Source organism: Virgibacillus sp. MG-45 (assembly GCF_036409425.1).
Taxonomy (GTDB): domain Bacteria; phylum Bacillota; class Bacilli; order Bacillales; family Amphibacillaceae; genus LDC-1.
Genome location: NZ_JAXOFU010000014.1, coordinates 24,717 through 46,914 on the forward strand (window position 1 = coordinate 24,717; position 22,198 = coordinate 46,914).

The 22,198-nt window shown below is 37.5% G+C and carries 22 protein-coding genes; 4 read left to right on the forward strand and 18 right to left on the reverse strand.

Translation table 11 applies throughout. The features are described 5' to 3' along the window. Positions 1–504: 504 nt before the first annotated feature. The 4 genes from SPK86_RS13690 to SPK86_RS13705 form a co-directional block, all read right to left on the reverse strand. On the reverse strand, positions 505–1,380 hold the full coding sequence (locus SPK86_RS13690) for a hypothetical protein (protein ID WP_284139599.1): 876 nt from the start codon (positions 1,378–1,380) through the stop codon (positions 505–507). Between the two features lie 141 nt (positions 1,381–1,521). Further along, on the reverse strand, positions 1,522–1,917 hold the full coding sequence (locus SPK86_RS13695; protein WP_284139600.1) for a hypothetical protein: 396 nt from the start codon (positions 1,915–1,917) through the stop codon (positions 1,522–1,524). A 178-nt stretch (positions 1,918–2,095) separates the two neighbouring features. After that, entirely contained in the window at positions 2,096–2,869 is a 774-nt protein-coding gene (locus SPK86_RS13700; RefSeq protein ID WP_284139601.1) for an ABC transporter permease, read from the reverse strand. Then, a complete protein-coding gene (locus SPK86_RS13705; RefSeq protein WP_284139651.1) occupies positions 2,847–3,830 on the reverse strand; it encodes an ABC transporter ATP-binding protein in 984 nt (327 codons plus the stop codon). The genes SPK86_RS13700 and SPK86_RS13705 overlap by 23 nt, the downstream gene beginning before the upstream one ends. A 290-nt stretch (positions 3,831–4,120) precedes the next feature. On the opposite strand from SPK86_RS13705, the gene SPK86_RS13710 reads away from it, so the two are divergent. Next, positions 4,121–4,501, forward strand: a complete 381-nt coding sequence (locus tag SPK86_RS13710; RefSeq protein WP_284139602.1) for a hypothetical protein — start codon at positions 4,121–4,123, stop codon at positions 4,499–4,501. After that, positions 4,453–5,262: a membrane protein insertase YidC gene (yidC, locus tag SPK86_RS13715; RefSeq protein ID WP_284139603.1), complete on the forward strand. Its 810-nt coding sequence runs from the start codon at positions 4,453–4,455 to the stop codon at positions 5,260–5,262. The genes SPK86_RS13710 and yidC overlap by 49 nt, the downstream gene beginning before the upstream one ends. A 33-nt stretch (positions 5,263–5,295) precedes the next feature. Here the strand turns inward: yidC and mscL are convergent, their stop codons facing one another. Further along, complete coding sequence (gene mscL, locus SPK86_RS13720; RefSeq protein WP_284139604.1) at positions 5,296–5,718, reverse strand: large conductance mechanosensitive channel protein MscL; 423 nt, start codon at positions 5,716–5,718, stop codon at positions 5,296–5,298. A 104-nt stretch (positions 5,719–5,822) separates the two neighbouring features. Further along, a complete protein-coding gene (locus tag SPK86_RS13725; RefSeq protein ID WP_284139605.1) occupies positions 5,823–5,975 on the reverse strand; it encodes a small acid-soluble spore protein P in 153 nt (50 codons plus the stop codon). A gap of 200 nt (positions 5,976–6,175) precedes the next feature. Here SPK86_RS13725 and SPK86_RS13730 point away from each other — a divergent pair, with 200 nt between their 5' ends. Further along, positions 6,176–7,906 (forward strand): SulP family inorganic anion transporter, encoded by a 1,731-nt coding sequence (locus SPK86_RS13730; protein ID WP_330949616.1) that lies wholly within the window; start codon positions 6,176–6,178, stop codon positions 7,904–7,906. A 126-nt stretch (positions 7,907–8,032) separates the two neighbouring features. Here the strand turns inward: SPK86_RS13730 and SPK86_RS13735 are convergent, their stop codons facing one another. The 11 genes from SPK86_RS13735 to SPK86_RS13785 form a co-directional block, all read right to left on the reverse strand. Beyond that, positions 8,033–9,388 (reverse strand): dihydrolipoyl dehydrogenase family protein, encoded by a 1,356-nt coding sequence (locus SPK86_RS13735; RefSeq protein WP_330949617.1) that lies wholly within the window; start codon positions 9,386–9,388, stop codon positions 8,033–8,035. A gap of 107 nt (positions 9,389–9,495) precedes the next feature. Next, positions 9,496–11,220, reverse strand: coding sequence for an acetate--CoA ligase (gene acsA, locus SPK86_RS13740; RefSeq protein ID WP_330949618.1), 1,725 nt, complete (start codon positions 11,218–11,220; stop codon positions 9,496–9,498). A gap of 101 nt (positions 11,221–11,321) precedes the next feature. After that, entirely contained in the window at positions 11,322–12,854 is a 1,533-nt protein-coding gene (locus SPK86_RS13745) for a solute symporter family protein (RefSeq protein ID WP_330949636.1), read from the reverse strand. Positions 12,855–12,856: 2 nt separating this feature from the next. Then, positions 12,857–13,216, reverse strand: coding sequence for a DUF485 domain-containing protein (locus SPK86_RS13750; protein ID WP_443089787.1), 360 nt, complete (start codon positions 13,214–13,216; stop codon positions 12,857–12,859). Between the two features lie 169 nt (positions 13,217–13,385). Continuing rightward, positions 13,386–14,156, reverse strand: a complete 771-nt coding sequence (locus SPK86_RS13755) for a LytR/AlgR family response regulator transcription factor (protein ID WP_330949619.1) — start codon at positions 14,154–14,156, stop codon at positions 13,386–13,388. Further along, the gene (locus SPK86_RS13760; RefSeq protein ID WP_330949620.1) at positions 14,153–15,907 is read right to left on the reverse strand and encodes a LytS/YhcK type 5TM receptor domain-containing protein; all 1,755 of its coding nucleotides are present in this window, start codon (positions 15,905–15,907) and stop codon (positions 14,153–14,155) included. Before SPK86_RS13760 ends, SPK86_RS13755 begins: the two co-directional genes overlap by 4 nt. Continuing rightward, the gene (locus tag SPK86_RS13765; RefSeq protein ID WP_284139611.1) at positions 15,904–17,448 is read right to left on the reverse strand and encodes a solute symporter family protein; all 1,545 of its coding nucleotides are present in this window, start codon (positions 17,446–17,448) and stop codon (positions 15,904–15,906) included. Before SPK86_RS13765 ends, SPK86_RS13760 begins: the two co-directional genes overlap by 4 nt. Continuing rightward, positions 17,445–17,723 carry a DUF485 domain-containing protein gene (locus tag SPK86_RS13770; protein WP_284139612.1) on the reverse strand — a complete coding sequence of 93 codons (279 nt, stop codon included), beginning with the start codon at positions 17,721–17,723 and terminating at the stop codon, positions 17,445–17,447. Before SPK86_RS13770 ends, SPK86_RS13765 begins: the two co-directional genes overlap by 4 nt. 205 nt (positions 17,724–17,928) lie before the next feature. After that, positions 17,929–18,858 (reverse strand): manganese-dependent inorganic pyrophosphatase, encoded by a 930-nt coding sequence (locus tag SPK86_RS13775; protein WP_284139613.1) that lies wholly within the window; start codon positions 18,856–18,858, stop codon positions 17,929–17,931. A gap of 215 nt (positions 18,859–19,073) precedes the next feature. Next, the gene (locus SPK86_RS13780; RefSeq protein WP_330949621.1) at positions 19,074–19,418 is read right to left on the reverse strand and encodes a DUF2178 domain-containing protein; all 345 of its coding nucleotides are present in this window, start codon (positions 19,416–19,418) and stop codon (positions 19,074–19,076) included. Further along, positions 19,408–19,647, reverse strand: coding sequence for a helix-turn-helix transcriptional regulator (locus SPK86_RS13785; protein ID WP_284139615.1), 240 nt, complete (start codon positions 19,645–19,647; stop codon positions 19,408–19,410). Before SPK86_RS13785 ends, SPK86_RS13780 begins: the two co-directional genes overlap by 11 nt. A gap of 584 nt (positions 19,648–20,231) precedes the next feature. On the opposite strand from SPK86_RS13785, the gene arr reads away from it, so the two are divergent. Then, positions 20,232–20,648, forward strand: a complete 417-nt coding sequence (arr, locus tag SPK86_RS13790) for an NAD(+)--rifampin ADP-ribosyltransferase (protein ID WP_284139616.1) — start codon at positions 20,232–20,234, stop codon at positions 20,646–20,648. A gap of 255 nt (positions 20,649–20,903) precedes the next feature. Here arr and SPK86_RS13795 read toward each other — a convergent pair whose 3' ends face one another. Continuing rightward, a complete protein-coding gene (locus SPK86_RS13795) occupies positions 20,904–22,169 on the reverse strand; it encodes a hypothetical protein (protein ID WP_284139617.1) in 1,266 nt (421 codons plus the stop codon). Between the last annotated feature and the right edge of the window lie 29 nt (positions 22,170–22,198).

Consider the following 22,198-nt stretch of genomic DNA (forward strand, 5'->3'; position numbering starts at 1 on the left):
TTCCTATATAAGAAACTAGTAACAAGAAATTGACTGAAATAATCGTAAAAAATGCGAGGATATGTTTGTATGAAATAATATAAATCAATAGATATACAAAATAAATATATGAGCAGAATATAAATAATTTTAATATATGTAAAAGTAAATAGCTTCCAATCTGTATGGATATTCCAACAATAGCAGAACCTAGTATCATGATTATAAATGTTAACAAGGTATAAACAACGCTTGAGTATACTCCATGTTTGATTAATATCATGGAAAATCTTTTATTGTAACGAATTAATAGTTCAGGCTGTACAAAGTTAACTCTTGAAATATAAAGATATAGTATAAATACAATGGTTGTATTAAATAGTAACTTTTGTGGGTTTTCTACTAAATCATAAATCATTTGACTATTAAACACTCCATACTGATGAATAGTAGCGTATTGCTGAATCATATATAGTAATAATATGGTATACATTAACGTCCAAATTAGCTTGTTTTTTTTTACAATCATTTAATATAATCCCTCTTGTATAATTTTATATTTACATGCGTTAAAAACAAAATCATTAACAATAAAATAGATGGTAATGCTACGATGGATAAGACTTTTTCTAATATGGGTATAGAAGAATTGTAATAAAAATATAAACTTAACAAATAATCATCTGATACCAAAAACCCTGTGCTTTTACCCAAAAATTCGGTTATATTCCCAATGGTTGAAGCAATTAATAATGGTAAAAAATATATGCATAGTGGTATTATTTGCAATATATATTGGTTTTTCAAGTATGGGGTGCTTAACGAAGTAACAATACTCACAAAAATCAGATAGATGATTAATAAAACAATATGTGAGATTAGAGCAAGGAAATACCTCCCTCCCTGAACATCTATCAAATGTAGATTTGTCTTAATTGAGAAATCACCTCCACCAAAGATATACGTTATGACAAATAACAAAAAGAAATAGGATATAACAAATGTTACAATATACATACTTTGAGCAAATATCACATTCATCATATATTTTTGATAACCTAACTTTGTAACAATTAACGAGCCATAACCAGATTCTAGATGTTTAAATGTAACAGGTCCAATATGTATACCAAATCCAAATAATAAAATGATAACAAAAATAAGATAAAAATCATTTGAAAAAATAAACGTGTCAATATACGACATACCATTGTATCCATTGACAATCTCATTCACTTTTTCTATATTAAGATCCGGTGCAGGAGAGTGTAATAAATTTATCCACTCTTGCTTATCCAAATAAGTTGTAAAGTAACTCATGAGAACGGGAATCGTAATTAAAAATAAAAGCAGTAGATTTACTTTTGACTTAATATAGCGCAAATATTCTTGTTTAACCATTCGGAATCTTTTCCTTTCTAGGCATTATTAAAGCTTGATGCTGTGAATGTGATAATGGTGTTAATTGTAATTTCGATATAATCTCAAACAAAAACACCATTTCACATTCACAGTTTGAACTATATTTAAGTGTGTTACTTGCTATCTAGCGTTGACTTGAAATTTCATACTATCGGTTCCAACTTGGTTCCATGCAGGCTTTGCTTGTCCGTAGTAATAATACCCATTAGTCCCGGTATTATTACTACCTGTATATACTGTATCTATTCCTTTAACACTTACTGAACTGCTTCTTTTTTCTCCATTTGAATTAGCCAATCTAACACTAGGATTTGAAGTCATAGTTTTTGAAGTTGCTAAAACGTCAAAATTGCTATCATTATTTTTCATTTTATAAGATCTAGCGTCTGAGGTTTTCCAACTATCATTCCATTTTAGACTTATAGTTGCCAGGTTCCCCCAGCTACTAGCATTTACTAATACAGTGAAACATAAAGAAAATACTAAGGTGAGTGTGATAATTTTTTTTAGATTCATTATAATCCTCTCCTTTGGTTAATTTCTTCATTGCTCGATTTTCACTCTTGCTGAGATTTAAAATGTGGGTCATTATCTTAATTGATAGATACATAAACCACCTCCAAACCTATTAATTTCCATTTTAGTATATAATTATGAAATGTCAATAAATTTTGTGAATTATTCACCTGTACCTTTAATAATGGGCAAGCAATCCTTTGCGCATTGCGATCCGTTCACAAAAGAGAAAAACACCGAGCCCAAGGATAAAATAAAAGATCGCATTGAAACCAAGAATCAAAAAGTCAACACCACTAATTTCTTGAAATGACCATCCTTTAATCATTACATTGCGCACGAGATCTACCCCTTTAACAAATGGAAGAAAAACCATAAGTGGTGCAACCGATAACGGAATAAAGGTTAATCCTGCTAAAATAAACTGTAAAATTTGTAAAAAAGCTTGCACCTGCTTCCAAATTATTGAAATACCAGCAATCATAAATCCGACTCCAATCATACTTACAAGTGTGAGAAGCATAATAGGAAGAATCGTTACAACATCAATATTGAGCCATTGCCCAGTTGTTAGCATCGTCCCAACTAACAATACAACAATAATAATCAAATACAAAAATGTAGATGAAAACAGACGAGCGGAAAGAATTCTCCATAGCCCCATTGGTGACATACAAAGCTGTTCAAGCGTACCACGCATCGCTTCGTTTGTAATTTCCCAGCCAATATTTTGCATGATCATAATGCTTAAAAACCAAAAAATATAGTTTACGATCGCATACTGTGTATTCACATCCTGTGAAGCTGGGTCACCGATAATTTGAATGCCAGCAAACATTCCTAAAAAAATCGCATAAAAGGTAACGATAAGTGCTATCGTATTTGGTAAATACCGTTTCATTTCTAAATATTCCTTTTGTACATTTGCATTAAGAAGATGGACCCATTGCATGATTAAACTCCCCCTTTACGATTTTCATAAATACGTTCTCAAAATTAACGGTAGCCCGATCAATCGCCTCTACAGGTGTATTTTCTTTTTTAAGGACATCAAATAAATCATAAATTTCTTCACTTCTAAGGAGGTTTACTTTTAATGTAGATTCTACGGTATCTGGTGTATATTCAAACTGTGGGAACTTCTGAAGTAATTGTCTTTGTTGTTCATCAGAAAGGAGTCCTCCAAGTGTTATTGTGTATGCACGTACTTGAAACAATTGCAGCAGGTTTTCTATTTTATCATTCGTAACTACTTTTCCTTCATTGATAATTACCGTACGATCACATAAGTCTTGGATAACATCCATATCATGTGAACTAATAATGATCGTGCGATTATAATTAGAAACAAAATCCCGCAGCAATTCTCTTACCTCATAGCCAGTCTCAACATCTAATCCAAGGGTCGGTTCGTCAAGTAAGATAATCTCAGAATCAGCAAGCATTGCAACCATGATTGCGAGCTTTTGTTGCATTCCACGTGACAGTCGATTAACAAGTTCATTTTCTTTTTCCTTTAGATTAAATTTTTCTAATAAATCTTCAATCCTTTCTGCTGCTTCTTTTTTAGAAACACCTCTATTTCCTGCAAAGTAATTTAAATTCTCTCGGACGGTTAAGCGCCAATATAAATTGCGATTCCCTTCTAAGACCGCACTAATATGCTTTAATGCTTCCAATCGTTTTTTCTGATTATCGACACCATTTACATAAATTTCGCCTGAGTCAGGAATTAATAGTCCACAAATCATTTTTATCGTCGTCGTTTTTCCTGCTCCATTTGGTCCTAACAATCCAACAATTTCTCCTTTTTTTACTTGAAAGGAAACATCATTTACTGCGTGTACATATTCCTTCGATTTTCTTTTTTTATAAGCCTTTTTTAAATGCTTTACTTCAATAATTGTTTCCACGCTTTTCATCCCTTCTTCCTTTAGTCTAGTTTTAGCATATACATTCTAAAGCGAACAAACGACAATCCAAGGGTTGAAATATGCTCCGTCTAGAGACTGATAATCGAATATTTATTAAAAAAGTATCCAGAAACATTTTGGCACCTGTGTGGATGATGCCAATTCTAATCGATTTTCCCAATTAAACCCCCTTACTATTTACACTAAATTGCGTTATGATTTGTTAGTATGAAACTTTTTTTATTGAATATCGTATAGATGGAAAATATGTTTTAAGGAGGTGAATACAGATGTTTATGGAGTTACTAACAGAACTGATTAATGAAACCTCTCCATTTTACTTTTATTTGAGTATTATGCTTTCAGCGATTAGCTCAATGCATTTCATCCATTTAGATATGCATCGCTTCGTTACAGAGCACAACAAGTTCTATACTAAAAAAGCAAGTCTGGTTGATTGTCAGCCTGCAAGAGAAAGAAAGCCATTAGGAGAGATTTCCGAAGTGCAGCACTGGATTTTCCAAAAAGCCATGCGAATGGATGGACCTGATGATGATACAGATGGTAATTCCTTTTGTTTTTTCAACCAACTAAAGAAAAAACAAGGAGGATCACAATTACAGTGGCAAAAAAATCTGTATTCACATTCAAACGAGGTTATTTATTCATAGGAATTCTCATCAGCATCCTATTATTATCAGGATGTGCTGGAGCAGTTAATGATCCCATCGATGCAAACACGACAGGATGGTTTAATCATTATTTCGTTTATAATTTTTCGTTATTAATCAAGGCATTGGCATCTATTTTTCACGGGAGCTATGGACTTTCCATTATCGTCATAACACTTGCGATTCGCCTTGCCGTGATGCCTTTTATGCTAAAGCAAACAAAAAACAGTCTAGAAATACAAGATAAAATGCAGGAATTAAAGCCAGATATCAATGCGATACAAAAGAAATATAAAGACAAGAAAGATCGCGAATCGCAAATGAAAATGCAGCAAGAAATGATGGCTTTATATCAAAAACATCAATTTAATCCGCTCGCATCGTTCGCTGGTTGTTTACCAATGCTAATTCAATTCCCTATCTTGCTTGGCTTTTACTATGCAATACGGCGAACACCTGAAATTGCTACACATACGTTTTTGTGGTTTGATCTCGGTCAAACAGATATTGTATTGACAGCAATTGCTGTCATTGTATATTTTATTCAATTTAAAGTTTCACAAATTGGTCTTGCGGAGCAACAACGAAAGCAAATGGCAATGATCGGCTGGGTGTCACCAGTAATGATCGGCTTTATTTCATTAAATGCGCCTGCAGCATTACCGCTTTATTGGACCATTGGTGGACTGTTTATTATTGGACAAACATTAATATCTAAGCGGATCTATTTAGCCCATAAAAAAAGAAATACATCCGCATAACAAAGAAACGAAGCATGAAGAAACCGTGAAGAATTATCGATCTTCACGGTTTTTGTTTATGTTTACTTGGACACCATTTTGTTGTTCTTTTAAAAGATCACGAATTTCCGTTAGCAAGGCTTCCTTTGGATCAACTTTAACTTCTTCCACGACCTTCTCTTCTTCTTTTTTCCGCTTAAATTTCATTAATAATCGAACAAACAAAAATATCGAGAATGCAATAATAAAGAAATCAACAATCGATTGGATAAATTCTCCGTATTGTATTTCGATTCCCTTCACCTGTTTGGATAAATTGGAAAATTTTATTCCCTGTAGCAAAATACTCACGACTGGCATAATAATATTGTCAACAAGTGATGATACGATCTTTCCAAAGGCTGTCCCAATAACCACAGCTACTGCCAAATCAAGCACATTCCCCTTAAATGCAAATTCCTTAAAATCCTTCCACATCGTTGTCCCTCCTCATCCACTACGATACGATCATACTATTTCTGGATGAGAAAAAACAAGAAAAACCAATAGATAGATAAAAGAAACCCTATCTTGCCAAAGGCTTATAAATCATGATCTGATTTCTGCTTTTGTCTCGAATGGTTCGCATTTTTAACTTTTTTTGAACCGCTTAATGGCTCACCATACGGCTGCTGTGGGCTTTTTGGAAGATTTACTCTCTCTTGTTGTTTCGGACCTTTTGGACGAGAAGCCATCCTATCCCCTCCTTTCCCTATTAGTTTCAGAAAGCAGAAAGAAATTATGCATGTGGAAAGAATAGGAATCCCTCTCCATTTAGGTTTATATGCTATACTTGAATAGGCATGGTATAATTTATCTATTTTTTTTGCGCAAATGAGGGTTGTTGCTTTCCTCATTTCTATTTTCATTATAAGAAGAGGAGTGACCAGTTAGATTGTTCAAGGATGAGCGTTTTAAAGGATTAACTACGGAAAGCTTGAAGCGTGATTTTATTTCTGGAATAACCGTAGGAATTGTGGCCATACCTCTAGGGATGGCTTTTGCTATTGCATCTGGAGTAAAACCAGAATACGGTCTTTATACAACTGTTATTGCTGGAATTATGGTTGCGCTTTTTGGTGGTTCACGTTATCAAATAGCTGGACCTACTGGCGCATTTATTCCGATTTTACTAGCAATAGTATTAGAATACGGCTACGAAGATTTGTTAATTGCCGGTCTTCTTGCAGGAATCATGCTAATTATGATGGGCTTATTCAAACTTGGCGGACTTATTAAATTTATTCCAAGACCAGTAACTATCGGTTTCACATCAGGTATTGCAGTCATTATCTTTAGTGGACAAATTGGGGACTTTCTAGGTCTTGAAGGGCTAGAAAAAAAGCAATATTTCCATGAAAATATGCTAGAGCTAGGAAATCAGCTGCCAACGATAAATATGTATAGCATGCTGACCGCAAGTATTGGATTGCTTGTATTAATCATTATTCCAAAAATTTTCCCTCGCATACCAGTATTGCTTTTTGCCTTACTCGTACCGACAATTATAGCAACCATATTTTTTCCTGAGAAAGTCGCTACAATCGGCAGTGCTTTTGGAGGAATTCCGCAAGCATTACCTAGTTTTCAGCTTCCAGCCATCACGTTTGATAAAATCATACAGCTATGGCAGCCAGCATTTGTCATTGCAATGCTTGGTGGGATTGAATCCTTACTTTCTGCTGTCGTTTCTGATGGGATGACTGGTAAACGTCATCATTCTAATCGTGAACTAGTCGGTCAGGGGATAGCGAATGTAGTAACGCCATTTTTTGGTGGTATACCTGCTACAGGAGCGATTGCAAGAACCGCTACAAATATAAAAGCTGGCGCCGTAAGTCCCGTATCTGGACTTGTACAAGGAGGATTTGTTTTTCTTACCATATTGCTTTTAGCACCTTATGCTGCAAGTATACCTTTGGCAAGTATGGCTCCTATTCTAATGGTAGTTTCCTATAACATGAGTGAAATGAAATCCTTCTTACACATTATAAAATTAAAGAACAGTGATTCGCTCGTTTTAGTTACGACCTTTTTGCTTACCGTATTCATTAATCTAACTGTTGCTGTGCAATTTGGATTGTTGATGGCAGCCATATTATTTATTAAACGAATGAGTGAGGTACTCGCTGTAAAAGAAGTTATTCCTTCGCTCACAAAGGAAAATAATATCGGGGAAGAGGCGGTTGAAGATAGTGGTAACTGCTCACAGCTATCCTTTTATACTGTGGCTGGGCCGTTATTCTTTGGGGCTGCGGATAAATTTGAATCGATAATTACTCGGTCAATCAACAAGCGTCCACAAGTACTTATTTTAAAAATGAAATATGTTTCATTGTTGGATGCTACAGGTGCAACGAATCTAAGCGCCTTAGTAAAAGATTTCAAACAAATAGGTGGAACAATTCTCATTTCAGAAGTAAATGAAAATGTACTACCAATATTAAAAACGAGCGGGATATACTCGCTTATCGGTGAGGAGCATTTTTTTCAACGTTCCACAGATGCCGTAGATTATGCTTTACAACGCATCAATATAAAAAAATGTTCTCGCTGTAATCGCTGTAGTGATAATGCCTGTCAGGTTTTCGTTCCTAGTAACAAAATAAAGCAGATATCCTCATAATAGTGCTTGGAACATTTCTTTTTCAGTCCATGAGGTCGTCTCCGCGACAGAAGACACCGCGAAAATTCAGCTTGACGCGGTGTCGCACTTTTTTTAGGATTATAGAGTTAAATAACCGTCATTATCCTAAGATAATTTGAGCATGGAAGAAAGATCAGCTGTCGCTGTTGGATATACATACATAACCTGCTGCAAATCCTTAATTGGTAGCTTTAATTGAATCGCCATTGCAAAATAGTTAATTAATTCATCTGCTTGATTACTTAATAAATGTGCCCCAACAATCACACCTGTTTCTTTATCCTGAATCACTTTAGCAAAAGCAGTTTCTTCATTTTGATAGCGATACGTAAACCATTCTGATAAATCAAAGGTATGAAGTGAATACCGATCCTCTTTTTCTGCTGCTTCGACACTTATTCCCGCCATCGCTAGTTTAGGCGTTGTAAACACGACTGCTGGACTCCCGTAATAACTTCTTGCTGGGCTACGCTTATTTAATATCGCATCACTAACGATCCTTGCCTCAAGCTGCGCAACTGGTGTTAAAGGAAGTCCTTCTGTATTTGTCACATCTCCGGCTGCAAAAACAGACGGATTCGATGTACTTTGCAATGCTTCATTTACAACGATTCCCTTTTTATCAAAGGCAACATTTGCTTTTTCCAATGCGAACGTATCAATTGCTGGAACCCGCCCAGCACCATGAATCACACATTCTGCTTGCCACGCAACCTCCTCGTCCTCCTGTTTTCCTTTAACTATAAACCCTTCAGCTTGTTTTTCAATTTGTATAACCTCGGTATTTACATGAACTTGGATGCCAAGCTTCTCAGATGCTTCCACAAGCATTGTCGTTAAACCCTTATCAAATTGCTTTAGCACATGGTTTCCACGCTGGATAATATGCACCTCACTTCCAGCTCGAGCAGCAATATGTGCAAATTCAAAAGCAATATAGCCTCCGCCAACAAAGATGAGCTTTTTTGGTAATTGTTCCAGCTCTAAAAAATCGTCACTATAAAGCAGATGCTCCGCTCCATCAATTGGTAATGGTGCTGGCTTTGCACCAGTTGCGATAACGATGTGTTTTCCTTTTAGTATTTCATGATGTACTTGTATTTCGTTCTTGCTGATAAAAGAAGCCTTTCCACAATAGGTTGCTATTCCTCTTTTATTTAACTTTGCTTCTGTATTTTTGGAAACAGGTTCCGTGAATGTTCGTTTAAATGCCATCAGATCCTGCCAATCCAATTGATATGTTCCTCGAATTCCTTTTCCATCCAACCGGTCCATTTGTGCAATCAAATTGGCAGCATGAGCAAGTACTTTTTTCGGATTACAGCCTCGTAATGGACAAGTTCCTCCAAAGCCACGTGATTCAATGACAGCTACAGTAAGGCCATTTTCATTACATGCCTTGGCAATATTTAACCCTGCAGGACCTGCTCCAACAATTATGACGTCATACGTTTTATTCATCGGTATCTTCTCCCTTGAATCTCTTTTTTATAGTACCCTTCCCTCTTCCGACGATTTAAAAACGAAAAAACGGCTCACGATGATCGTGAACCGTCCATTATGAACACTTATTTTTCCATAGTTGATAAATCGCCAGCTGGTAAATCAAGCTCCCACGCTTTTAATACACGGCGCATTATTTTACCACTTCTCGTTTTTGGTAGAAAATCACGAATTTCGATTTCTCTTGGAGCTGCATGTGCCGCAAGTCCTTCCTTTACAAATTGGCGCAGCTCTTGTTCTAGTGTATCGCTTTTTTCATAACCATCTCGAAGGGCAACAAAGGCTTTTACAATTTCCCCGCGAACTGGATCTGGCTTTCCGATAACTGCCGCTTCTGCTACTGCTGGATGCTCGACAAGCTTACTTTCGACTTCAAATGGACCTACCCGTTCACCTGATGTCATAATGACATCATCATCCCGTCCTTGGAACCATATATAGCCGTCCTCATCCATTGTAGCGAGATCTCCCGAGATATACCAGCCTTCTAATTCAAAATACTCCTTCATCTTCGCTTCATTTTTCCAAATATGTCGCATCATTGATGGCCATCCTGCTCTTATACATAGACGCCCCATTTGCCCCCTCGAGACTTCATTTCCCTCACCATCTAATATAGCTGCTTCGATTCCCGGAAACGGTCTGCCCATGGAGCCAGGCTTAATTTCCATCGCAGGATAATTGGAAATCAAAACGCCTCCTGTTTCTGTCATCCACCAATGATCATGGATGCTCAACCCATACACCTTTCTTCCCCAATGCACAACCTCCGCATTCAATGGCTCACCAACACTCAAAATATGCCTTAAGGAGCTTAAATCATAGTTTTTAATGAGGTCGTCGCCAACAGCCATTAGTCGACGAAAAGCGGTCGGCGCACTATACCAAATTGTTACTCGATATTTTTCAATCGTGGCATACCAATCCTCAGGGGTAAACCGACCGCCCCGAATCACATTCGAGGCCCCATTTAACCATGGTCCGAATACGCCATAGGAAGTACCTGTTACCCAGCCAGGGTCAGCCGTACACCAATAAATGTCATCCTCCTTTAAATCGATTATCCATTTTGCCGTTTGATAATGCTGAATCATCGCATTATGAACATGTAGTACTCCTTTTGGCTTACCTGTTGAGCCAGAGGTGTAGTGCAAAATCATGCCATCCTCACGATCCACCCATTCTAAATCAAGTTCTCTACTTGCTTGCTTCATTTCTGTTTCATAATGGTGAAACCGTGTATTTGGCGTATCTTCTGGAATATCTCCATCACCGACTAAAATTATATCCTTTAAGTGTGGGAGCTCTTCGTACGGAACGCGTGGCAATAACGCGCCTGTCGTAACTAGCGTAGAAGCGTCACTATTTTCTAACCGATCACGTACCGCTTGCTCCATAAAAGCTTCAAATAAAGGACCAGCGATCGCACCGACCTTTAAAATTCCTATCAAACTAACATAGGTTTCAGGCTGACGCGGTAAAAATAAAAATACGCGGTCTCCCTTTTTTACATCTATTTTTCGTAGAACATTTCCAAACTTATTCGACAAGTACTTTAAATCCTGAAATGTATATTTTTCATCCCGTTTTAAATCACTGTAATATAAAGCCACCTTGTTTTTTCGCCATGATTCTGCATGTCGATCAATCGCTTCATACGCCATGTTCACCTTTCCTGTCTCATACCAGGAAAATTCCTTTTCTACGTCTTTCCAGGAAAAGCTTGCATAGGCTTCCTCATAGTTTGGCATATTTGGCTGTCCTTGTATGGATGCAGCTGTTTTACTCATACTTATTTCCTCCCCCAATACTGTAGTTAATTTATTCTATGGAAAAGCTATCGGCACTATGACCAACCGTTACGTACTTACATACACCCTTGACTCGTTCCTTACGATTCCCGATAGCCTGTATTCGCTTTTACCTTTACTTCTGCATATCGTACAGGATCTTGTTCCTTGGATAGAATTGTTCCGATATATCCGCCAAGAAAGCCTAATGGAACGGATACAAGGGCTGGATTAGCTAATGGAAACAAAGGCTCTCCAACAAACAATGCAGCACCTTCTACCGGTGAAAATACGCTCGGACTAATCGAAACGAGTATTAACGCGGAAAGTAATCCAGAAAGCATGGCCGTAATAGCGCCAGCTGTATTGAACTTTTTCCAATAAACCGTGTATAAAATAATGGGTAAGTTCGCACTTGCTGCAATACAAAAGGCAAGTGAAACAAGAAATGCAACATTCAACGTTTGAGCAAATAAGGCGAGTATAATCGAGAAAATGGAGACAGCTAACGCAGCATAGCGCGCAGCGAGCATTTGCTGCCTATCTGTCGCCTTGCCTTTTTTCATGATTTGACCATATAAATCATGGGCAAAGGCAGAAGCCCCCGACAGCACTAGCCCCGCTACAACAGCGAGAATAGTTGCAAATGCAACGGCTGAAATAAAGGCAAATAAAATATCCCCACCAATTGCTTTTGCTAACAATGGAGCAGCCATGTTCCCACCTGGATTCGCCGCTAAAATATCACTATGCCCAACGAACGCAGCAGCTCCAAAGCCTAAAAAGAGCGTTAATATATAAAATATGCCGATTGTCCATGTTGCTGTAATGACCGAGCTTCTTGCTGTTCGCGCATCCTTTACCGTAAAAAAGCGCATCAAAATATGTGGTAGTCCTGCTGTTCCGAGCACGAGTGCAATCATAAGCGAAATCGTTCCAAGTGGCTCGGTATACTTTAAGCCTGGCTTTAAAAAGTCAGCTCCATGACTTGTCACTGTTTTTACCTCGGTAAACATCGTCGAAATATTAAAGTTATACTTTAATAGAACAAGAAATGAAATAATGACCATTCCCGCCATTAACAAGACGGCCTTTGTGATCTGCACCCAGCTTGTAGCAATCATGCCACCAAACAAGACGTAGATCGTCATCATCACACCAACAATTAACACTGCAATCCAATAATCAATCCCAAATAATAATTGGATAAGTGCTCCTGCTCCAACAAGCTGGGCAATCATATAAAATAAAACGATAGTAATGGTACTTAACGCGGCGGCACCACGAACCTTCTTCGCATCAAAGCGCGCGTTTATCATATCGGCAAGCGTGTATTTTCCGAGATTCCGTAATGGCTCTGCAACGAGAAATAACACGACTAAGTAAGCAATGAGAAAGCCAATACTATAAAAGAATCCGTCAAATCCATTGAGCGCAATGGCTCCAGCAATTCCTAAGAAGGATGCCGCCGACAAATAGTCTCCAGCAATCGCGAGTCCATTTTGCCAGCCTGTTAGACCACCACCAGCAGTATAAAAATCCCCAGTCGTTTGTGTTCGCTTTGCAGCAAAATACGTAATGACTAGTGTTAATATCACAATAAGCAAAAATAGAATTACGACGGTCATATCCATCTTCATGAGGCTTTTCCTCCTTTTTCAATTTGATCTGCAATAATTTGATCTGCTTGCTCGTCAAAGGAAGAAGCTTTTTTCACATAAATGGTACATAAAACCCATGTCATCACAAATTGCGAAAACGCAAAGATCCATACCCAAGAAATATCACCAAATACCGGTGTATTCAAAAAGGTCGTATAAGAGGTTAAGATCGGCAGCATAAAATAAAACACAAAAAAGAAAATGGTTAGCGGCAAAATAAACCTTTTTCGATCTTGCATTAGCTTTTTAAATTGTGGACTTTTCGCTACCTTTACATAATCTACCTTTGGCATTGTCCGTTCTTGCTTATCCAACTGACCACTCAATGCTATCATCTCCCTTTCATTCCCCTTGAAAAATGCTCCTCCAAAATAGAAGTGAAGGATTGCCGTACCCTTTTCTTTTATTTCGAAAGCGCTTACTATTAGTATAGAGAGCACCGCTAAGTGAGTGGGATATTTTGTATGAATGGTAGAAATGATGGATTAAATGGTTTGAATCATTTCATGAATGGTTCGCTTGAAAAATCGTAAATAATGCTTTTCTTGCTGCTCGACTTACAGGAATCGTTGTTTGTTGTTTGTCCTTTAAGGTAATATTGCTCGTGCCGTTAAACCAAGGAGTAATTTCTTCGATTTGATCAAGGTTAACTAAATAACTGCGATGTGTTCGAAAAAATGCATAGCCTGCCAGCTTCTCCTCTAGCTCCTGTAGTGTCATGCGACTACGAATAACTTTATCTGCGGTATGAATCTCCAGCATGCGATTATCGGGCACCGCATAATAAATCGATTCTGGGGCAATAACAACCATTCGTTCCCCATCATCTAGTAATAGCTTCGGCGAGGCAGAAACAGGTGATTGCCGCTTTTTTTTCGCTCGCTTTCCTTCCTCCTCTATTTGCAAGCACCGTTTTCGCACGCGGGTCATCGCTGTTCGAAATCGCTGGTCATCATAGGGCTTTAATAAATAATCAATCGCTTCTATTTCAAAGGCATCCATCGCATAATCATCATATGCGGTCGTGAAAATAAATAACGGGGGCTGCTGCTCGCAAGCTTGACAAATTTGTTTAGCCGCGTCTACACCAGACATGCCTGGCATTTGCACATCAAGAAATATAACATCTGGTTCATGCATAAAATACTGCTCAACAAGCTGCTCGCCTGTTTCCGCTTCCGAACAAACATGCACATCGCTTTCTTGCGCGAGTAAAAAAGCCAGCTCCTTTCGTGCCATATGCTCATCTTCCGCGATTAACACACGAATACTCATGAGATCTCCTCCTTTCTTTGCTGCATTGTTTTCGGAATTCGAAATAGTACTTTACAGCCTCCTTCATCTAAATTCTCAAATTGAAGCTGTGCAGTTTCTCCTACCAATTGGATAAGCCGTTGATTCACGTTGTTCAAGCCTGTTCTATCTGCATCCTCTGTCTGCTTTTCTTGCATTACAAGCAAACGCTCTCGTGAAAAACCAATGCCATTATCTGTTACCGAGATACACCATGTATCCGTTTCTTCTTTGATTCGAACATCAATCCGTCCATTATGTGTCACGTTTCGTAAGCCATGCTGTACCGCATTTTCAACAAGCGGCTGAATCGTTGAGGGGGGAATATAAACCTCTGGCAAATGATCTGGTCGTGAAAAGTGAATAGCCATTTGACTTGCAAACCGAGCTTGAATAATATCAATATACGCTGCAACATGTGCACATTCTTTTTCTAATTTTACTAATGGATTAGATACAAGCTTCAGGTTAAACCGCATATAGTTGGCAAGCTGTACCGTAATATATCTTGCTCTTTCCGAATCTTCGCGGAATAAGGAACTAATTAATTGGAGCGTATTAAACAGAAAGTGTGGATTAATCTGCGCTTGCAAATTACGCAGCTCCGCATCACGAATATGTGATTTCAGCTTCTCAGCGGCAATTGTATTCAGCTGTTTTGACATCAATTGACCTAACCCCTTCGCAAGCATGATTTCAACAGGACGAATATGCTGTGCCTTGCGAAAATAAAATTTGATTAGCCAGGTAGCTTCATCCGCCTCTACTACTGGAATGATAATTGCCGCATCAAGCGGACAATCTTGTCTTCCACATTGAATTTCCGAACGGGAATAGGCAATTTTCATTTCCTTTGTACGCATCGCTTCCCGCGATATCGCCGTAATGATTTGATCTCCAGCCCGATGATGATCATCAGCAATGCCTACATGTGCAAGCACCTCCGTCCCACTCGTAACAGAAACCGCAGCAAGTCGGAGCCTTTCATGCAATAGGTCGGCAATACCAGCGGCCATCTGCTGCGGGTAATCCTTTTTCAAAAAGGGAAGTGCCTCCTCTGCAATGGAAAGCGCCTGTTTAGCGGCAAGTGCTGCTTCATTTTCTTGCTCTCGTAAAACAATGCCAATCATGGCAGTAAAAATAGCGATGGCAATAGAGTTGGATAATACTAAAGGCAACCCAATTTGATTAACAATCGCAACCGTTCCATTTGCTTCTGGATTGATTATTAATAATAATTGCATATGTAATACAGGAGGAAAGATGCCAATAAAAAGCGCCTTCATTGGTGAAATAACCCGTTCATTTGAAAAAAAACGTGCAGTTAATCCTGCTAATAATCCAGTTAAGGGATTCACTATTCCATTGGCAACCGCACCAATCCCCCCAAGGAACAGCAAGTGTGCACCTGCTATACTACCAGCTCCAAACCCGACAAACGGACCGCCGAGAAGCCCTGCCATTACAATTGCAACAAGGCTTGAACTGACAACTAGCTGATCCGCTTCCACTGTCCAAATAAAACTTCGTATGATCGTTTCTCCATCCATCATAATGCCAGTTATCGTGCTAGCAACCCCAAACAAGCCGAACACAAAGGCATGTACGATAGACATTTTCAAGCTATATTCGCGATATAGTAACGAACGAAATCCAGGGGTACGTGTTAAAACAAAGGCAATAACAAGCAACAATCCTAGTCGCTCAAATAAGATCATCGTTAATTCCTTCAAGCGCCTTCTCTCCTTGTAGCAATACCTGTATGTGCTTTTATGAAAAACTCCTTTTCCTCTACATGAAGCTGCTTACTTTCTGGCGATAAATAACTACCAATAATCGCACCTAGAAATCCGATCGGAATCACAACAATACCTGGATTAGAAAGCTGGAATATCGGCTCCCTTGAAATCCATCCACCATCCAAGTTCATAATATGTGGTCCAAGCACAACAAAAACAAAAGAAGCAATAAGCCCACTAATCATCCCCGTCATTGCCCCAACTTTATTAAAGCGCTTCCAATAAATCGTTAACAACAGCACAGGAAAATTACTTGAAGCCGCCACAATAAAGGTTAAGGAAACTAAAAACGTCACATTCATATTTTCAAGTCGTAATGCAAAGAGCGTTGATATAAAACCAATCCCTAGTGCAGTCCACCTCGCAGCAGTAAGCTGTTCCTTTTCCGTTGATTTCCCTTTTTTAATGAGATGGTGATATACATCATGAGAAAATGCCGTTGTCGCTGAGATGACTAAGCCTGCTACTACCGCAACGATCGTCGTGAACGCGATCGCCGAAATAAACGCGAGCAAAAAATCCCCGCCAACTGCCTGTGCAAGTAAAGGTGCTGCTAAATTTCCTGTTGAATCGGCAGCAACCAATTGTTCAAAGCCAACAATAGCAATCGCTCCAAGTCCAAGAACGAGTGTCATAACATAAAAAAAGCCAATTATCCAGGTTGCGCTAGTTATAGAACGACGCACCTCATGTGTGTTTTTTACCGTGAACAGCCGAATTAAAATATGCGGTAAACCAGCCGTACCCAAAATCAAAGCCAATTGCAACGAAAGCATTTCCAATGGCTGCTGAAATAAATTCCCGGAAAGAAAGAACCCTTCACCTAATGGGGTTCCATCTTGGACAGCCGCTAGCAATGCGTTAACATTCCAATCAAATCGCGAAAAGACAATTAATACTAATAGAAAGGTTCCCGACATAAGTACAACCGTTTTCACAATTTGCACCCATGAAGTCGCTAGCATTCCACCGAACACTACGTAAACGGTCATCAAACTGCCGATTATAACGACAGAGATAGAGTAATCGATATTTAATAGAAGACGAATGAGTAAGCCTGATGCGACAAGCTGTGGAATCATATAAAGAATAGATATTAAAAAAGCACCAACCGCCATCATTAAACGCATATGCGTGCCGGGAAAACGTGCACAGATGACATCACCAAGCGAATATTTCCCAAGATGGTGTACTGGCTCTGCAATAAAATAAAGGACAATTAAATAAGATACTAGAAAGCCAATTGAATATAGAAAGCCGTCATACCCATGAAGTGCAATCGCACCGACAATGCCTAGAAAAGAAGCTGCACTAATAAAATCTCCCGCAATCGCCATTCCATTTTGCAATCCCGTTAAACTGCCTGCTGCCGTATAAAAGCGATTTGCCGTCTTGCTTCGTTTTGCTGCCCAATATGTAATGATTAACGTACAAAGGATAATACATATAAAAAACAGGAAATAGGTAAGATTCACGATACTACCTCCTGTTTTCGCTCTTCTATCCACTGATCGAGTTGCTTTGCATTTCTACAATAAAGCCAGCCAACAATCCACGTCATCGGGATTTGTAGAAAGGCATAAAGCCAGCCCCATGTTATTTGAAAAACAACACTCGAACTATTCATAACATCTGGAAAGAAAGCAAGCGACAATGGAAGCATAAAATAAAAAGCAAACAAAAAAACGAGCATAGGTAAAACAAAACGTTTCTTCTTATCGATCAGTTTTGCAACATGTTCATCAAGCAACAAAGCCCACCTTCTTCCAAAAGTGAAAAGGTTTCGTACCTTCTCTATTATTATCAGTATTTTCACTTTATTATGAACATAGTAACTGAACAGAGAATGCTTGTAAAGCATTTTCACACAACTCTCGTAAGCAAATGTGCATAGAAAAAGCTTGCAAAGAAAGAGTGACGCTTTCTTTACAAGCTCTAGTTAGAAACAGTTATTTTTATGCATTAAATGCATCTGTTAAATTCGTTACAATTTGTTTTTTACGTGATACAACCCCTTTTAACAGGGCACGATTATGCTTTAATTCTACTCCGAACGCTTTTTCTACCTTTTCTTTTTTCGTTCCAAGTGCCAACACTTCTGAATTACTATTTAATATATCTGTTACAACAAATAAGAAAAGAGATAACGATTGATCCTTAATCGTTGCCGCCATTTCTTCCTCAATCTCTGCTTGCTTTGCATACACTTGATTTATATCAATAGCATTTACTTGTGCGATGACCACTTGTTCTCCATTCATTTCAAAGGTTTTCGCATCCATTGTAAGCAGATCAGCGACGCTTTTATCATTTAAATCTGTCCCTGCCTTCAACATCTCTAAGCCATATTCCTCTACATTCACACCAGCAATGTTAGCTAATTCCTGTGCTGCTTCTTTATCTTCCTGTGTGCAGGTTGGCGATTTAAAAAGCAAGGAGTCCGAAATAATGGCTGACAATAACAGTCCTGCAGCTGTTTTCGAAACCGTTACTCCTTTTTCCTGATACATCTTATAAAGAATGGTAGCTGTACAGCCAACAGGCTCCGCACGAAAATATAATGGTTCCTTTGTTTCAAAGTTTGAAACACGGTGATGGTCAATTACTTCAGCAATTCGTACATCTTTTATATTCGCTACGCTTTGTTGAAATTCATTGTGATCAACTAAAATGACTTCCTTCACGTCATCTCCTACTTTTTCAATAAAGCGAGGTGCTTTTACACCAAAATAATCAAGTGCATACTGTGTTTCCTTATTCGGTTCGCCAAGTCTAACCGCTTCCGCATTTATACCTAATTCATTTTTCAATTCTGCATAAACTAAAGCTGAACAGATCGTATCTGTATCCGGATTTTTGTGACCAAAAATTAATGTTTTTTCCATGTGTGACTCTCCTTACTATTTCAAGTCCATTATCATAACGGTTTTATTATTTCCATCTATAATAGATTACCATAAATAAAGGATATTTGAATAGCATTTACGCATGCTTTACGTTTCTGTCACATGGTAGGTTTTAGCATAGTCTAGATAGGCTAATTTTCGTTTTTGCGTTAAGGTAACTGCTCTTCAAATTATCGATTCCCATTTATAGTTCTCTAGTTAAAATCCTTTATATATCGAAACACTAGATATATTCCTGTGGCAAAGAATGCAATAGAATACTTATATAAGAAGAAAATTTGCCACATATATTCTTTCGGGAAAATTATGTCGCACAAAACCAATACAAATAACATAATAAGAGCACTTATTAATTTAATGTGGTTTGTTCTTTCGTCAGCTTCTCCAATTTTTTTAAGATAAACAAATATCAGAATCAATCCGATAAAAACCAATACAAAACCACTTCCAATAAGCATATTCCAATTACCGGTTGATCCTTCCGCCCAGGTTCTTAACGGATCAAAAATTGTAATTAATATTTCTGAGCTAATTTTCATTTTGATCACTTCCTCTCACATAAGTAAAAATATCGTTCACATTTACATTAAAGAAATCTGCTATTCGAAAAGCTAAAACGAGAGAAGGTGAATAATTATTCTTCTCCATAACAAATATAGTTTGCTTAGAAACACCGACAGCGTCCGCCAACTCCTTTTGTGTCATCCTTTTTAAAACCCTATATTCATACACCTTATTCTCAATGCAATCCTCAAATTTTTTCTTCAAGGTCAACACCTTCCTTTATAAGTACATCTATACAGTAAACTATAGTGTTATAAAAGTAAAGTAAACTTATATAAAATAAAATAAAAATTTGATTAGACCCTAAATGTTTAGAATCTAACCATTCTATAACTATGAACAAACTGGTCGGGTCGCTTACATATTTCATCACCTTTCAAATTAATAATTAGAGGGACTATAGACCTAGCTAATTATACTTTAAGCTCAGATGTTTGAGTAACACTAGCAATGTCAACCTCTTGATTAGACAACAAAAGATCCTACTGGACAATCCAAATAGTGTTAGCAATCCATCATAAGGATCCAGTCTTGATAATAGATTAAAAGAAAAAAACCTAATTCCTATCTTAAATACGGAATTAGGTTTGTGTTGTTCCTTAATGTCACTTTTTAAATACATATCCTATTTCATAAAACAACTATGGTGATAAAAATACGTATTGACGGCTCGATATTATTTCCTCTACTTTTATTGTACGGTTATTAATAAGTTATTTATAGACTTATATTTTAGTATTTTCGCGACTATACTATTATAGACAAATTTAAAAAAGAGGTGCACTCGTATGAATGATAAAAAAGATGTTTTAGATAATGGTCCTTTTTTCCATGGTACTAAAGCCGAACTAAAAATCGGAGATCTATTAGAACCGCAACACTTATCAAATTATCAAGACAAAAAAACTAACCATATATATTTTACTGCAACACTAGATGCAGCTAAATGGGGTGCTGAGTTAGCAGCCTCAAAATCTAAAGAAAGAATTTATATTGTAGAACCATTAGGTGAATTTGAAAATGATCCGAATGTAACCGACAAAAGATTTCCAGGAAATCCAACACGTTCTTATAGGTCTAAATCGCCTTTGAAAATAGTAGCAGAGTTAGGTTATTGGGAAAGACATTCTGATGCAGAGATAAACAATATGCTGAAGTCTTTAACAAAGCTACGTGAACAAGGAAATGCAGTAATATACGATTAGTCTAAATGTGTAAGGTGAATTTGAATGTTGCTTATAACCACTGAACTTTTGGACTATTATATAGAACTAAGTTCATTATTCATATGCTTTGGTACCAACCACCGCTACGTGCTCCTCAAAATCATAACGTAACCTCTCCCTTATAGCGATATTACAGACTACTCCTAATTACGAAAAAGTAGACCGATTGAAGGAATTCATTGTAAATTATTAGTGGGGCGGCCCATGGTTGTATGGATCATTTTCAACTCTATTCTACAAATCGGTTAAAAAAATGACATTACCATTACTTGCATTCACCCCGTATTGACAATCTAATTTACCGCACAAAAGATATTGTTTTTGTTCAAAGTCATACACATAATAAGGCTTTAACTCATATAAATTTTTCAATTTTTTATATGCCTCTCCCTTATTAATCGTTGAATTATCTGGTGCTTGAAATTGGTCAAAGATCTCCAACATCGGTTTATTATCCATATAATTTACTGCTTGTAAGCTGCTGCCATCAATGATAACCCTAAGTTTTCTTTGAAAGATGCGGTTGTCCTGTTTATTTGTTCCTAAGGATGCGTGAATATAGCCTTTATCACGATGTAGCGTTTTAAGGTTCCAAACGCCTGAGTCATTCGGATATTCTTGACGTAAAAAGTCTTTGACTGCTAAGACAGACGCTTCTTGCTCTTTCTTAGTAATCGGACAAGAATCAGGACTTGGCTGAGATGAAAAGGCTTGATCAGCTGTTATCCCCTCACATCTGATTTCTTTTCTAATAAATGAAATTTTCATTGGTGTATCCCAAGAAATGGTTTTATCGATGTTTATATAGGATCTTACATTAGCAATAAAATCAAACGGAATCATCGTCATTTGCTTATTTAAAATATAAACCTCTTCAACTCCATATACAGGGATTAATCTTTTTTGATCATGCGAAGGAAATTCAATCAACTTCAATTGTTCCTTTGCTAAATGTTCTACCTTATCAAAAGAGAGTGTATATGTTTCTTCTTTTATCATCTCCTTGGAAGGGAATTGGCCATGAACAGCAAAAAAAGTCAGCTTTCCTTCTTCATCAATTTTTATTTCTACAGAGCCAGACGGGGAAACATCAACTCCATTAATTACTTCTTTAAATAGAAGTCTCCCATCATCTTCTTTTTGAAGTTGCAATTGTCTTCCATAAGTTAAGCCAGTTTCCTGTTCCACCCATTTTATGATGTCGTTTATATGAAGACCTGCAAAGCTAATCCCGTTTTTTGCATATGTCTTTTCCATTACAAAAATAGCGCTGACAAACTTATGAGAATGAACATTGACTTCAATAACTGCTGTTCCTTCTGGGTTGGAATCATCCTCTGGTTCCTCCACATGGTTAGGAAACCATTCCATCGATAATGTATACACGGTTTCATTAAAGATATTTACATAACGATCAAGTCCATGTCTTTTTAAATAGTAGTTATCTAAGCCAAATTTTATTTTTGTAGCATCAATTAATCTTTTTATTCTACTATCCATCTTTCTATTCCCTCTCCTCTTATGACGAA